Raw genomic sequence first — 12,965 nt, forward strand, 5'->3', positions numbered from 1 at the left:
ACCGGTCGTCGAGAGGCCCCGAATCGTCGAAGCCGTCGGCGGGTTGTGGCAGGTTGACCTCATGCGCTCGGTGACCGACGACGAACGCCGCGCGCGCCTGGCCCGGCGGCACGCGGTCGCACCGGTCCACCGGGTCGCCGATGCCGTGGCCGCGACCCGCGCGATGACGGTCCTGCACGCCACCGAGCCGGCCACCGTGCACCTCTCGGTGCACGCACGGGTCGACGACTTCCTCCGCGAGGATCTCGACACCGCGCTGGAGACAGAGCGCTCCCTGGTGCGCCAGCTGGCGATGCGCCGCACCATGTTCGTGTTCCCGCGCGACCTGCTGCCCGCCACGTGGGCCAGCGCCGCCGCCCGCACCGGCTCCGCCGAGCGGGCTCGGCTCGCCAAAGACGTCGAGCGCGCCGGCGTGGCCGACGACGGCCTCGCCTGGCTCGCGGCGGCCGAGCGCGGCGTCCTCGAGGCTCTCAACGCCGCGCCCGAGGGCCTCACCATGGTCGAGCTGCGCGCCGCCGTACCGTTGATCGACGTACGCGTCACTCTGCCGTCGTCGCAGGTCCAGCCCGGCCGGGTGCTCACGGTGCTGGGCGCCGAGGGCACGGTGGTACGCGGTGCGAACACGCAGCACTGGCGGGTGTTCCGCCCCCGCTGGACCACGATGTCCTCCTGGTTGGGCGAGGCGCCCGCACGACCCGGCGCTGCCGAGGGCTACGCCGAGCTGGTGCGTCGCTGGTTGGCCACGTTCGGCCCGGGCACCGAGACCGACCTGGTGTGGTGGCTGGGGGCCACCAAGGGCGCCGTACGGGCGGCCCTGGCGCAGGTCGGCGCCGTGCAGGTGCGTCTCGACGGCGGCGAGGCCGGGTATGTGCTGCCCGGCGACCCGATCGTGGCCGATCCCGAGCCGGCTGGGGAACCGTGGGCGGCCCTGCTGCCCGTGCTCGACCCCACGGTCATGGGCTGGAAGGAGCGCGGCTTCTACCTCAGCGAGCACGCCGCTCGCCTCTTCGATCGCAACGGCAACGCGGGCACCACCGCCTGGTGGTGCGGCCGGGTCGTCGGCTGCTGGGTGCAGAGCGACGACGGCGCGGTCGAGGTGCGACTGCTCGACGATGTCGGTGCGGCGGCCCGTGCTGCCCTCTCGGTCGAGGCGGCTCGTCTGGAGCGCTGGCTCGCCGGGGAGCGGGTGGGCACCGTCTACCCCTCGTCGGCGATGAGGGACGCCCCCGGTGACCTCCCGTACCCTGCCGTGCGTGCCTGAGCAGCCCGAGCAGCAAGCCCCACCCGTGCAGCGGCTGCGCGTGCGCTACGCCAAGCGCGGCCGACTCCGGTTCACCAGCCACCGCGACTTCTCGCGCGCGTTCGAGCGGGCGCTGTTCCGGGCCCGGGTGCCGATGGCCTACTCCTCGGGCTTCAACCCGCACCCGCGCATCTCCTATGCGGGGGCGGCGCCCACCGGGTCGGCGAGCGAAGCCGAGTACCTCGAGATCGCGCTGGCGCAGGTGTGCGAGCCGACCGCCATCCACGCGCTTCTCGACGAGGCCCTGCCCCCCGGCCTCGACGTGATCGAGGTCGTCGAATCGCCCGGCGGCTCGCTGGCCGATCGGCTCGAGGTGAGCCGGTGGCGCCTCGACCTCGCCGTGAGCCGAGACGCCGCCGCGGCCGCCGTCGAGCGCTTCCTCGCCGAGGAGCAGGTGCTGGTGGAGCGGATGACCAAGAAGGGCCTGCGAGAGTTCGACTGCCGTGCCGCCGTCCTGACGCTCTGCGTCGACGCGAGTGAGCGGGGAGCGGCGCTCGACCTGCTCCTGCGCCACGGCACCCCCGCCGTGCGCCCCGACGACGTGCTCCGCGGACTCGCCGAGGTGTCCGATCTCGATGCCGGCCCCGCGCCCTTGCTGACACGGCTCGCCCAAGGTTCGCTCGACGGAATCTCCCAGGAGCTGACCGACCCGTTGCGGTGAGGTTCGCAGACGCGCTGAGCGTGATCGGACCGCTGTCGGAAGAGGTGTGCGATACTCGCCACGGTGCCGGCCCGCGGCTCGTCCGGGGGCAGGCACCCGACGAGGTTCTCGCCGGCTCGCATGGGTCGGCACGCCGAGGACAGCTCGTCACCAGACCGCGACGCGGCTACCGGCTTCGTGAGAGGAAGTCGAGCGGGCTCTGTGACAGAGAGCCTGCGGCTCAGTGAGAGTGAGCCGCCCGAGCCAAGCGACCGCGGTAGGTGACGCAGGTGGCCGAGGTGACGCAGCGGCGGAGGACATCGCCGCCATCCACCCACAGACTTGGCGCGGCCTCGGTTCGAGTGTCGCGGACGACAAGCCCGGAGTATCCGCATGGTGCCGCCCGGGCCAGGAGCATTACATGCCCGACCAGGACGACCAGCAGCCCACGCTCCCCGAGGTTCCCGTCGCCGACGCGACTGCGACGGCAGACCCCGAGACCGCGCCGGCCGAGCAGAGCGCTGCGAAGAAGGCGGCGGCCAAGAAGGCGCCGGCGAAGAAGACCGCTGCGAAGAAGACGGCGGCGAAGAAGACGGCGGCGAAGAAGACGGCGGCGAAGAAGGCGCCGGCGAAGAAGAGTGCCACCGAGCAGACCACCGAGCAGACCACCGAGCAGGCCACCGAGCAGGCCACCGAGCAGACCACCGAGCAGGCCACCGAGCAGACCACCGAGCAGACCACCGAGCAGACCACCGAGCAGGCCACCGAGCAGGCCACGGCGAAGAAGGCCACGGCGAAGAAGGCCACCGCCAAGAGGGCCACCGCGAAGAAGGCCACCGCCAAGAGGGCCACCGCGAAGAAGGCCACCGCGGAGACGCCGGTCGAGCCCGAGGCCACACCCGTGGCGGTGCCCGACGTCGCTCCGGAGACGGCCGAGCAGCCGCCGGTCGAGACGGCCAGCGAGGCCCCGGCGGCCGCGGTGCTCTTCCAGGCTCCGGACACCTCGAAGGCGACCAGGGCAGCCTCGACCGCGAAGAAGGCTGCGAAGAGGTCGACGGCCAAGAAGGCCACCCCGGCGGAGGACGCGGCCGCCCCGGCGCAGGACGCGGATACCGGGGCCGAGGACGTCACGACCGACCAGCAGTCCGACGAGCCGAACCGGGCGTCCCAGGACGCCGACGCGGCCGGGTCGGAGGGCCCGGAGGAGTCGTCTGCTCCGCGTCGTCGCCGTCGACGCGGGGGGCGTCGCCGTCGCAAGGGTGGCGGCTCTGGTCAGGACCAGAGCGACGACAACGGCTCCGACGAGGACTCCGACGACGACTCGTCGTCCCAGAACGACGCCGGAGGCCAGGACGAGTCGTCGCAGAAGGGCGACCAGAACGGCGACCAGAACGGCGAGAGCCAGTCCGGCGACCAGGGCAACGGCGACTCCGAGGGAGGCTCGCGCTCCTCGCGGCGTCGGCGTCGCCGGCGCCGTGCGGGCGAGGACGGCGGCGACAACTCCGACGACCCGGCCAACACCGTGACCCGGGTCCGGTCAGCGAAGTCGGCCGAGGACCAGATCACCGCCTTGTCGGGCTCGACTCGCCTGGAGGCCAAGAAGCAGCGCCGTCGCGAGGGGCGTGAGGCCGGACGCCGGCGCGCGCCGATCGTCTCGGAGGCCGAGTTCCTGGCCCGCCGTGAGGCCGTCGAGCGCACGATGGTGATCCGCGAGCGTGCGGACCTGACCCAGATCGCGGTGCTCGAGGACAAGGTGCTCGTGGAGCACTACGTGGCGCGGGAGTCCCAGACCTCCCTCATCGGCAACATCTACCTCGGCCGTGTGCAGAACGTGCTGCCGTCGATGGAGGCCGCCTTCATCGACATCGGCAAGGGCCGCAACGCGGTGCTCTACGCGGGCGAGGTCAACTGGTCGGCGCTGGGCCATAAGGAGGGAGCGCCGCGCAAGATCGAGTCGGTGCTCTCCTCGGGCCAGTCGGTGCTGGTGCAGGTGACCAAGGATCCCATCGGCCACAAGGGCGCCCGCCTGACCAGCCAGATCAGCCTGGCCGGCCGGTTCCTGGTCTACGTGCCCGACGGCAACAACTCCGGGATCTCTCGCAAGCTGCCCGACACCGAGCGCAGCCGCCTCAAGGCGCTGCTCAAGGAGATCGTGCCCGACACTGCCGGCGTCATCGTGCGCACGGCCGCGGAAGGTGCCAGCGAGGAGGAGCTGACCCGCGACGTCGAGCGGCTCAAGGCCCGCTGGGAGGACGTCGAGAAGAAGGCCAAGGGCAGCTCGCCGCAGCTGCTGTACGGCGAGCCCGACCTCACGCTCAAGGTGGTGCGCGACCTCTTCACCGAGGACTTCGCCAGCCTGGTCATCGAGGGCGACGACGCCTGGGACACCGTCAAGGGCTACGTCGACCACGTGGCGCCCGACCTGGTCGAGCGCGTGCAGCGCTTCGAGCCGGCCGAGGACGGCAAGAACGCCGGCAAGGACGTCTTCGGCGTCCACCGCATCGACGAGCAGATCGCCAAGGGCACCGACCGCAAGGTGTGGCTGCCCTCGGGCGGCTCGCTCGTCATCGACCGCACCGAGGCCATGACGGTCGTCGACGTCAACACCGGCAAGTTCACCGGCTCCGGCGGCAACCTCGAGGAGACCGTCACCAAGAACAACCTCGAGGCGGCCGAGGAGATCGTGCGCCAGCTGCGGCTGCGCGACATCGGCGGGATCATCGTCGTCGACTTCATCGACATGGTGCTCGAGAGCAACCGCGACCTCGTGCTGCGCCGTCTGGTCGAGTGCCTCGGGCGCGACCGCACCCGCCACCAGGTCGCCGAGGTCACCTCGCTCGGCCTCGTGCAGATGACCCGCAAGCGCATCGGCACCGGCCTGCTCGAGGCGTTCAGCGAGAACTGCGAGCACTGTCAGGGCCGCGGCGTCGTCGTGCACGACATGCCCGTCGAGCAGAAGAGCGACGACGAATCCAAGCGCGGACGCCGCTCGCGCGGCGGCCGGGGGCGCGGTGACTCCGAGGGCGGCAGCAACAACGGCGGAAACGGGGGCGGCAACGGGAGGCCGTCGAAGAAGGACGCCGAGAAGCAGTCCGGCGTGGCCAAGGACGAGCACCACCGACCCAGTCCGCAGGAGTTCGCGGCGATGGCGCGCAAGGACGCCGACGACGCCAAGCCGGCCGATCAGCCCGCAGCCGATCGGCCCCCGGTCGAGGCGCCCGCTGCCGAGGCCTCGGTCCTGGAGGCGCCGACGGTCGAGTCGCCGTCCAGTGTGGTGGAGCCCGAGCCGGCGCCTCAGACGGCCCGTCAGCCGGCGCCCGAACCTGCGCCCGAGCCGGAACCCACACCGGAACCCGCACCGGAGCCGGTGAGGCCGACCACCTCGGTCGTGTCGACCTCGCGTCGCCGCTCGTCGAGTCGCACCGGCACGGTGCGCACCGGCGAGGCCGCGGCCGTGGTGGTGTCGGCCCCCGCCGCGACGGAGGCCGTCCAGGCGCCGTCGACTCCGGCGCCCAAGGTGATGACCCGCACGCGTGGCCGCAGGGCCGCGACCCCGGCCGCCGAACTGCCCGAGGCGGGCGACGTGCCGCCGATGGGCGGGGTGGGCCAGCCGCCGTCCGACGGACTGGTCGAGCCTGGCACGGCCGACACCGAGCCGGGCTCGATCTGAACCAGCCGACGTCAGCCGGTGGCCAGGGCCTGGAGGCGGCTGTAGGAGCCGTTGAAGGAGTCCTGGTCCACCGGCGTGTCGGTGTACTGCCAGAACGTGCGGTAGCTCCAGCCCGCCGGCATGGTCCCCGGTGTGGAGGCCCAGCGGGCGATCCACAGCGGGTTGGTGGAGCCGAACGCGGTGCTGCTGCCCGTGCACTGGTTCCACCAGCTCGTGGTGGTGTAGATGACCGCGTCGCGGCCCGTCAGCGACTCGTACGTGGTGGTGAAGTCCCGGATCCACGCCACCATCGCCGCGGTCGAGAGGCCGTAGCAGGTGCCGCCCGAGTACGGGTTGTACTCGATGTCGAGCGCACCCGGCAGGGTCTTGCCGTCGCCTGACCAGCCGCCGCCGTGCTGCACGAAGTACTCCGCCTGGCTCGCGCCGCTGGAGTCGCTGGGGTTCGCGAAGTGGTAACTGCCCCGGATGAACCCGGTGTCGTAGGAGCCGTTGTACTGCGAGGCGAAGGTGTCGCTGGTGTAGTAGGTGCCCTCGGTCGCCTTCACGTAGGCGAACCGCTTGCCCTGGCCGTAGTAGCCGGCCCAGTCGACGCTCCCCTGGTAGTGGGACACGTCGAGGCCGTCGACACCGCCGTCCGGCGTGGCGTCGGACGTCGCGGTGCTGCGCGCGGACGTCGGAGCGGCGTCGTCCGGCCCGACGCCGGAGCGCCACCCCATCGTGCCGCCACCCCCACGGGTGACGCCGGCCTGGTGGGCGCGGGGGTTGATGTGCTCCGAGGACGGCACGCTGTGCGGACCCTCGCCCGGTGGGGCTGCAGTCGCGGCACCGGTGAGCGTCGCCGTGAGCGCCAAGGCTGCGAGAGCGCCGATCATCGGCAGGCGGGTAGGGGTACGAGGGCGTGTGAGAACCATGGGCGAGCCTTCCCGAGATGGAGGTTCCTGTCCGCTGACGACGCTAGACCCAGGGCGGGGCGGCGTCGACCTCTGTGGAGGAGAAGTTCACGCGTCCGTCGCGCGGGCCGCTGCAGTTTTGGCGGCTGCGTGGCCCGTGCGTACTATTGACCCTCGGCGTGTTCGGCACGCCCACTCTGCTGGCACCCCGGCCCCGGGGTCCCGGGACCGAGCGCGTGAGCGCTGGAGTGCCGCAGCAACGGACGTGACAATCATGGAGGAGACCGCGGTGTACGCGATCGTGCGCACTGGCGCCAAGCAGGAGAAGGTCGCCGTCGGCGACGTCATCGAGATCGACAAGGTGGCCACGCCTGTCGGTGAGACCCTCACGCTGCCGGTCCTCATGGCCGTCGACGGTGAGAGCGTCACCTCCAGCGGCCTGGACAAGGCCGCAGTGACCGTCGAGGTTCTCGGCGCCACCAAGGGCCCCAAGATCATCATCCAGAAGTACAAGAACAAGACCGGCTACAAGAAGCGCCAGGGTCACCGCCAGAAGTACACCCAGGTCAAGGTCACCGACATCTCGATCTGAGCCTCGGCCCCCGCGGGGCGCATCCGGCTCGACCAGCGACAACCAGCGACAGAACTCGAAGGATTCCTCATGGCACACAAGAAGGGCGCGGCGTCCACCAAGAACGGCCGCGACTCCAACGCTCAGCGCCTCGGTGTCAAGCGCTACGGCGGTCAGCTGGTCAACGCCGGCGAGATCATCGTGCGCCAGCGCGGCACCCACTTCCACCCCGGTAGCGGCGTCGGCCGCGGCGGCGACGACACCCTGTTCGCTCTCCAGGCCGGTGCGGTCGAGTTCGGTACCCGTCGTGGTCGCCGGGTCGTCAACATCGTCCCGTCGGAGTGACCTGACGCTTCGCGTTCCAGTACTTCTCAGGCGAAGGGCGTCCCGCTGACGGGGCGCCCTTCGTGCTGTTCCAGCCCGCACGCACCCCCAGGAGATCCCATGGCCGTCCCGAGCTTCGTCGACCGGGTCTCGCTACACGTCAGCGCCGGTCGCGGCGGGCACGGCGTGGCCTCGGTGCACCGCGAGAAGTTCAAGCCGCTGGGTGGGCCGGATGGCGGTAACGGCGGCCCCGGAGGGTCGGTGATCCTGCGGGTCGACTCCGACGTCACGACCCTCATCGACTACCACCACAGCCCCAAGCGCAGCGCCGAGAACGGCGGCCAGGGCGCGGGTGGTCTGCGCAGCGGCGCCCATGGCGCCGACCTGGTGCTTCCCGTGCCCGAGGGCACGGTCGTCACCGACATGGACGGCACGGTGTTGGCCGACCTCACCGGTGCAGGCACCGAGATGGTGTTGGCCGAGGGCGGCCGCGGCGGGCTCGGCAACGCCGCGCTGGCGTCGTCCAAGCGCAAGGCGCCGGGCTTTGCCCTGCTCGGTGAGCCGGGCGAGGAGATCCAGGTGCGCCTGGAACTCAAGATCGTCGCCGACATCGGGCTCGTGGGCTTCCCGAGTGCGGGCAAGTCCAGCCTGATCGCCGCGATCTCCCGGGCGCGGCCCAAGGTGGCCGACTACCCGTTCACGACCCTGGTGCCGAACCTCGGCGTGGTGACCGCGGGCGAGACCGTGTTCACGGTCGCCGACGTACCCGGGCTCATCGAGGGCGCCAGCGAGGGACGCGGACTGGGGCACGACTTCCTCCGGCACGTCGAGCGGTGCGCGGCCATCGTGCACGTCATCGACACCGCCACCCTCGAACCGGGGCGCAACCCGCTCGACGACCTCGACGTCATCGAGAACGAACTGGCCCGCTACGGCGGCCTCGAGGGGCGGCCGCGGTTGGTCGCGCTGAACAAGGTCGACGTGCCCGACGGCCGCGGCATCGCCGAGATCGTCCTCGACGACCTGCGCGAGCGCGGGCTGCGGGTCTTCACGGTCTCGGCCGCCTCGACCGAGGGGCTGCGCGAGCTCACGTTCGCCATGGCCGAGATCGTGCTGGCGGCGCGCGCCGAGAAGCCGGCGGCCGCCGCCGAACGCATCGTGCTGCGCCCGCCGAGTGCCGACGGGGCCGCAGACTTCACCATCAAGCAGACCAGGGATCCCGCCGGTGAGGTCGCCTGGCGGGTGCGGGGCACCAAGCCCGAGCGCTGGGTGCGCCAGACCGACTTCAGCAACGAGGAGGCCGTCGGCTTCCTCGCCGACCGCCTCAACCGCCTCGGCATCGAGGACCGTCTCGTGCAGCTGGGCGCGGTCGAGGGCGACGCCGTGCTCATCGGGCACCCCGACAACGCGGTGGTCTTCGACTTCCGGCCCAGCATCGAGGCCGGCGCCGAGATGCTCGGACGCCGCGGCGAGGACCAGCGCTTCGACGAACGGCGTCCGGCCCGCGACCGCCGTCGCGCCATCGACGCCGCCATGGGCGACCGTGGCGAGGGGGAGACCCGCGCCGATGTCGCCCGCCGGTTCGACGACGAGCGCCGAGGTGGCTCGCAGCAGCAGGGCCCCTCGGCGTACGAGATCGGTGGCGACGACGACCCCGACGCCGTTGCGGCGTCGTCCTGGCAGGACGACGACGAGTGAGCCTGCGCGCGGAGGTCACCGGCGCGCGACGCGTCGTCGTCAAAGTCGGCTCCTCCTCGCTGACCACCGCCGCGGGCGGCATCGATCCCGACCGCGTGCGGAACCTGGTCGACGCCGTCGCCATGCTGCGAGAGCGGGGTGCCGAGGTCGTGCTCGTGAGCTCGGGTGCCATCGCGGCCGGATTGGCGCCGTTGGGCCTGAAGCGTCGTCCGAGTGCCCTGGCCGCGCAACAGGCCGCCGCCTCGGTGGGCCAGGGACTCCTCGTGCACCGCTACACCGAGGAGCTCGCCCGGCACGGGCTCACGGCCGGCCAGGTGCTGCTCACCGTCGACGACGTGACCCGCCGCTCGCACTACCGCAACGCCTACCAGACCTTCGCCACGCTGCTCGAGCTCGGCGTGCTGCCCATCGTCAACGAGAACGACACGGTGGCGACCTCCGAGATCCGGTTCGGCGACAACGACCGGCTGGCCGCGCTGGTGGCACACCTGGTGCACGCCGACCTGCTGGTGCTGCTCTCCGACGTCGACGCGCTCTACGACGGACCGCCCGGCGCGCCCGGTGTGCGGCGGCTCGCGGACGTTCGCGGAGAAGCCGACCTCGCCGGCGTGCGGATCGGGTCGACCGGCGCCGCCGGCATCGGCACCGGCGGCATGGTCACCAAGGTGGAGGCCGCGCGCATCGCCACGGGCGCCGGCATCCCGGTCGTGCTCGCCGCGGCGCCGTCGGCCGCCGACGCTCTCGCCGGAGCGCCTCTCGGCACCCTCTTCCACGCCACGGGACGCCGCCGCTCCACCCGGCTGCTCTGGCTCGAACACGCCACCGAGCCGCTCGGCCACCTCGAGCTGGATGCCGGCGCCGTACGCGCGGTCGTCGAGCGCGGCGCCTCCCTGCTCGCGGCCGGCGTCACCGGGGTGCGCGGCAGCTTCCACGCCGGCGATCCGGTCGAGCTGGTCAGCCCCGACGGCGCGGTCGTCGCCCGCGGACTCGTCGGCTACGACGCCGACGAGCTGCCCGATCTGCTCGGCCGCTCCAGCGGCGAGCTCCAACGCGAGCTCGGTGCCGGCTACGGCCGCGAGGTCGTGCACCGAGACGCGATGGTCGTCCTCCCGCGCTGACCTGCCGCGAGTTTTCGGGTGACCTGCCGCGAGTTTTCGTGAGCCCCGATGCTGCATCAGGACCGCATGACGGGCGGACTCGGCCGGGCGGGCCTGATGGGCCGACGGGTGGTGCTCGGATCCTCGGGTGGGGAGCTCTGGTCGGCTGCGCGGCGCGCCAGGCAAGGCCATCGGCCCCAGACTCGCCGGGCGCTTCCGGCCGGCGCGCCGCGAGGGCCCGAGGCCGTCAGCCCAGCCGACTGAGACCCCCAGTGCGTCCGCCCGCTCGCGCAGCCGTCAAGGCCCAGGCGACCCGCCATCGACTGCGGGCCCCTTCCGGTCGGACCCGGGTGGCCTGCTGGATCTGCCCGCAGGGTTCTCCCGCACCGTGCTCGCCGTGTCCGGTGGTGCGGCCGCCCCACGTCGTCGGATCGTTCTCGACGACGGCGGGGAGTCCAGCCCGGCGTGTTACGACGAAGCAGCGTGCGCCGAGAAGCCGGACGGCGGGTACGTGCTGGCGACCAACCACGAGATGAATGACGCCGCGAGCGCTCCCGTGCCGCATCGCCCGTGGGTCGGCCGGCCACGGGTACGTGTTCGAGGCCGCACGCTCACGCTGAGCATGCCTGGGGTCGCCCTTCTGGGCGTGCTGGGCGGTGGCGCCGGCTCAGTCGGTTTCGGTGCCTCGGAAGGCGACGACCCGCTGGACGAGGTCGAGTGGGGAGGAGGTTCCGCGTGGGGGAGTTGCACCGACCCCCGACCTTGCTCGTACGACGCGACGTCAGCCGCGAAGGCCTTGCGGGCGACCGGCAGCGCGTAGAGCCCAGTGTGTGCGGCGAACCCGCCCACGTACACCAGCGGTCGGCCGTGCAGCTGGTACCCGACCATCTGGTAGGTGAACGACTCCACGGAGTCCGGCGCCAACCGGTGCACCACGTCGCGCACCGACTGCACCCGCTCGCGTGCGGTGTCGTCGAGGGCCGCCAGGCAGGCGGCCACCTCGGGTGACGTGGCGTCGTCCATGGTGGGGAGCGTAAGAACGTCCAGGGACATTGAAAATGGTGGCAGGTCACCTGAAAACTGGCGCCGGGTCACGTGAAAACTGGCGCCGGGTCACGTGAAAACTGGTGACGGGTCAGCGGTCAGTAGGCTCGGCGCGTGCAGCGGTGGGGTGGGGCGATCCGAGGGTTGCTGCTGGGCATGGCAACCGTGCTGACCCTGGTCGCGGGCACGCTGACCGCGGTGCGGATCGCGGGCTCCGAGGATGGGCCGTGGGTGCAGGCGGTGGCGCTGGTGCCGTGGGCGATCCCGGCCTGCGCGGCGGCGCTGGGGCTGCTGCTCCTCGCGATCGCCCTGCCCGGACGACGGCACGTGCGCTCGCTGTCCTTCTGGGCCGCCGCCGTGGTCGGCGTCCTCGCGCTGCACCTGGTCTGGTGGGGTCCGATGCTGGTCGACGACGCGCCCGAGGCCGACGGGTCCGGCCTGAGCGTCATGACCGTGAACCTCTTCCAGGGCGAGGGCGACAGTGTGCAGGCGTTCGCCGCGGCCCGCGCCCACGACGTCGACGTGCTGGTGCTGGAGGAGGTGACGGTCGGCGACGTCGTCCGGATGGATCTCGACGGACTCGCCGACACCTACCCCTACAGCATCGGCACCGCCCGACCGGACGGCCTCACCGACGGCACCGTCGTCTTCTCGCGCATCCCGCTCGGACCCGCCACCCGAGTGCCGACGATCATGCAGAGCTGGCTCGTCGACGTCGGCACCGGCGACGACGCCGTCACTCTGCTGGCCGTGCACCCGGCGGCGCCGGTCGACCCGCCCACGTGGCGGCGCGAGCACGCGCTGATCCGCGCCGTGGTGGCCGATCGGCACCCCGATCTCGTGGTCGGCGACTTCAACGCGACCCTGGACCACCTGCCGATGCGCCGCCTGCTCGCCCTCGGCTACGCCGACGCCACCGAGCAGTCGGGTGGCGGGTGGCAGCCCACCTGGCCCTCGAACGGCCTCGGGCCGGCGTCGTGGCTGCCGCCGTTCGCCCAGATCGACCACGTGCTCGTGGCGAGTTCGCTGGCTGCACGGCACACGCAGGCGGTCGAGATCACCGGCACCGACCACCGGGGTCTCGTCGCGTACCTGACGCACACGTCGTGAGCGCGCCGTCCACACCCGTCGGGGCATCACCCGAAAGGCCCCTGGAAAGCAGCGCGCGACGCGACACAGTGGGGGGATGAGCGATCAGAGCATCACTGTCAGCCGCACGATCGACGCCTCCACGCAGGCCATCTTCGACGTGTTGTCGAACCCCGAGAAGCACACTCAGCTCGATGGGTCCGGCTTCGTCGTCAGCGACGAGAAGACCGACCGCATCACCGGTACCGGCCAGGTGTTCCGGATGAACATGACCGGCGACCACATGGGTGGCGACTACCAGACCGACAACACAGTCACCGGCTTCGACCCCAACCACCTCATCTCGTGGCAGACCGCGCCAGCCGACACCGAGCCTCCGGGCTGGGAGTGGGTCTGGGAGCTCGCGGCCCAAGGCTCCGAATCCACCGAGGTGACCCTCACCTACGACTGGAGCAAGGTGACCGATCAGGATCTGCTCTCCAAGATCTCCTTCCCGCTCGTCGAGCAGCGTCAGCTCGAGGACAGCCTGGGCAACCTGGCGGCCGCGGTCTCGAGCTGAGGCCGACCCTGGCCGGCGCCGTTCGACCCCGCCCCGCGACGGGCATGGCCGGGTCGGTCGGACGGCGCCGTAGGCTGGGCGCG

11 protein-coding genes are annotated in these 12,965 nt (G+C 72.0%); 9 read left to right on the top strand and 2 right to left on the bottom strand.

Annotated features, from left to right (window positions below; all coding sequences use genetic code 11):
- The first annotated feature begins 61 nt into the window (after positions 1-61).
- From ISG29_RS01415 to ISG29_RS01425, 3 genes are all read left to right on the top strand, one after another.
- Positions 62-1,261, top strand: a complete 1,200-nt coding sequence (locus tag ISG29_RS01415) for a winged helix DNA-binding domain-containing protein (RefSeq protein WP_194501574.1) — start codon at positions 62-64, stop codon at positions 1,259-1,261.
- Complete coding sequence (locus ISG29_RS01420; protein ID WP_194501575.1) at positions 1,254-1,961, top strand: TIGR03936 family radical SAM-associated protein; 708 nt, start codon at positions 1,254-1,256, stop codon at positions 1,959-1,961. Before ISG29_RS01415 ends, ISG29_RS01420 begins: the two co-directional genes overlap by 8 nt.
- 400 nt (positions 1,962-2,361) lie before the next feature.
- Positions 2,362-5,610 (top strand): ribonuclease E/G, encoded by a 3,249-nt coding sequence (locus tag ISG29_RS01425; RefSeq protein ID WP_194501576.1) that lies wholly within the window; start codon positions 2,362-2,364, stop codon positions 5,608-5,610.
- Positions 5,611-5,621: 11 nt separating this feature from the next.
- Here the strand turns inward: ISG29_RS01425 and ISG29_RS01430 are convergent, their stop codons facing one another.
- Positions 5,622-6,482: a lysozyme gene (locus tag ISG29_RS01430; protein ID WP_207792632.1), complete on the bottom strand. Its 861-nt coding sequence runs from the start codon at positions 6,480-6,482 to the stop codon at positions 5,622-5,624.
- A 307-nt stretch (positions 6,483-6,789) separates the two neighbouring features.
- On the opposite strand from ISG29_RS01430, the gene rplU reads away from it, so the two are divergent.
- The 4 genes from rplU to proB all read left to right on the top strand — a co-directional run bounded on the left by rplU (position 6,790) and on the right by proB (position 10,211).
- Complete coding sequence (gene rplU, locus ISG29_RS01435; protein ID WP_194502209.1) at positions 6,790-7,092, top strand: 50S ribosomal protein L21; 303 nt, start codon at positions 6,790-6,792, stop codon at positions 7,090-7,092.
- Between the two features lie 69 nt (positions 7,093-7,161).
- Complete coding sequence (gene rpmA, locus ISG29_RS01440; RefSeq protein ID WP_194501578.1) at positions 7,162-7,416, top strand: 50S ribosomal protein L27; 255 nt, start codon at positions 7,162-7,164, stop codon at positions 7,414-7,416.
- Positions 7,417-7,515: 99 nt separating this feature from the next.
- Positions 7,516-9,093 (top strand): GTPase ObgE, encoded by a 1,578-nt coding sequence (gene obgE, locus ISG29_RS01445; protein WP_194501579.1) that lies wholly within the window; start codon positions 7,516-7,518, stop codon positions 9,091-9,093.
- Positions 9,090-10,211 (top strand): glutamate 5-kinase, encoded by a 1,122-nt coding sequence (gene proB, locus ISG29_RS01450; protein ID WP_194501580.1) that lies wholly within the window; start codon positions 9,090-9,092, stop codon positions 10,209-10,211. The genes obgE and proB overlap by 4 nt, the downstream gene beginning before the upstream one ends.
- 447 nt (positions 10,212-10,658) lie before the next feature.
- Here the strand turns inward: proB and ISG29_RS01455 are convergent, their stop codons facing one another.
- Positions 10,659-11,213, bottom strand: a complete 555-nt coding sequence (locus ISG29_RS01455) for an iron chaperone (protein WP_194501581.1) — start codon at positions 11,211-11,213, stop codon at positions 10,659-10,661.
- Positions 11,214-11,390: 177 nt separating this feature from the next.
- On the opposite strand from ISG29_RS01455, the gene ISG29_RS01460 reads away from it, so the two are divergent.
- Complete coding sequence (locus tag ISG29_RS01460) at positions 11,391-12,344, top strand: endonuclease/exonuclease/phosphatase family protein (RefSeq protein WP_194501582.1); 954 nt, start codon at positions 11,391-11,393, stop codon at positions 12,342-12,344.
- A gap of 76 nt (positions 12,345-12,420) precedes the next feature.
- The gene (locus tag ISG29_RS01465; protein ID WP_194501583.1) at positions 12,421-12,882 is read left to right on the top strand and encodes an SRPBCC family protein; all 462 of its coding nucleotides are present in this window, start codon (positions 12,421-12,423) and stop codon (positions 12,880-12,882) included.
- Positions 12,883-12,965: the final 83 nt, after the last annotated feature.

The organism is Nocardioides acrostichi (genome assembly GCF_015319165.1).
GTDB lineage: Bacteria > Actinomycetota > Actinomycetes > Propionibacteriales > Nocardioidaceae > Nocardioides > Nocardioides acrostichi.

Excerpts from the sequence above, each read along its gene's own strand:
- ISG29_RS01425 (WP_194501576.1), top strand. The coding sequence starts at position 2,362 with ATGCCCGACCAGGACGACCAGCAGCCCACGCTCCCCGAGGTTCCCGTC.
- rpmA (WP_194501578.1), top strand. The coding sequence starts at position 7,162 with ATGGCACACAAGAAGGGCGCGGCGTCCACCAAGAACGGCCGCGACTCC.
- ISG29_RS01430 (WP_207792632.1), bottom strand. The coding sequence starts at position 6,482 with ATGATCGGCGCTCTCGCAGCCTTGGCGCTCACGGCGACGCTCACCGGT.
- obgE (WP_194501579.1), top strand. The coding sequence starts at position 7,516 with ATGGCCGTCCCGAGCTTCGTCGACCGGGTCTCGCTACACGTCAGCGCC.
- ISG29_RS01465 (WP_194501583.1), top strand. The coding sequence starts at position 12,421 with ATGAGCGATCAGAGCATCACTGTCAGCCGCACGATCGACGCCTCCACG.
- ISG29_RS01415 (WP_194501574.1), top strand. The coding sequence starts at position 62 with ATGCGCTCGGTGACCGACGACGAACGCCGCGCGCGCCTGGCCCGGCGG.
- ISG29_RS01460 (WP_194501582.1), top strand. The coding sequence starts at position 11,391 with ATGGCAACCGTGCTGACCCTGGTCGCGGGCACGCTGACCGCGGTGCGG.
- ISG29_RS01455 (WP_194501581.1), bottom strand. The coding sequence starts at position 11,213 with ATGGACGACGCCACGTCACCCGAGGTGGCCGCCTGCCTGGCGGCCCTC.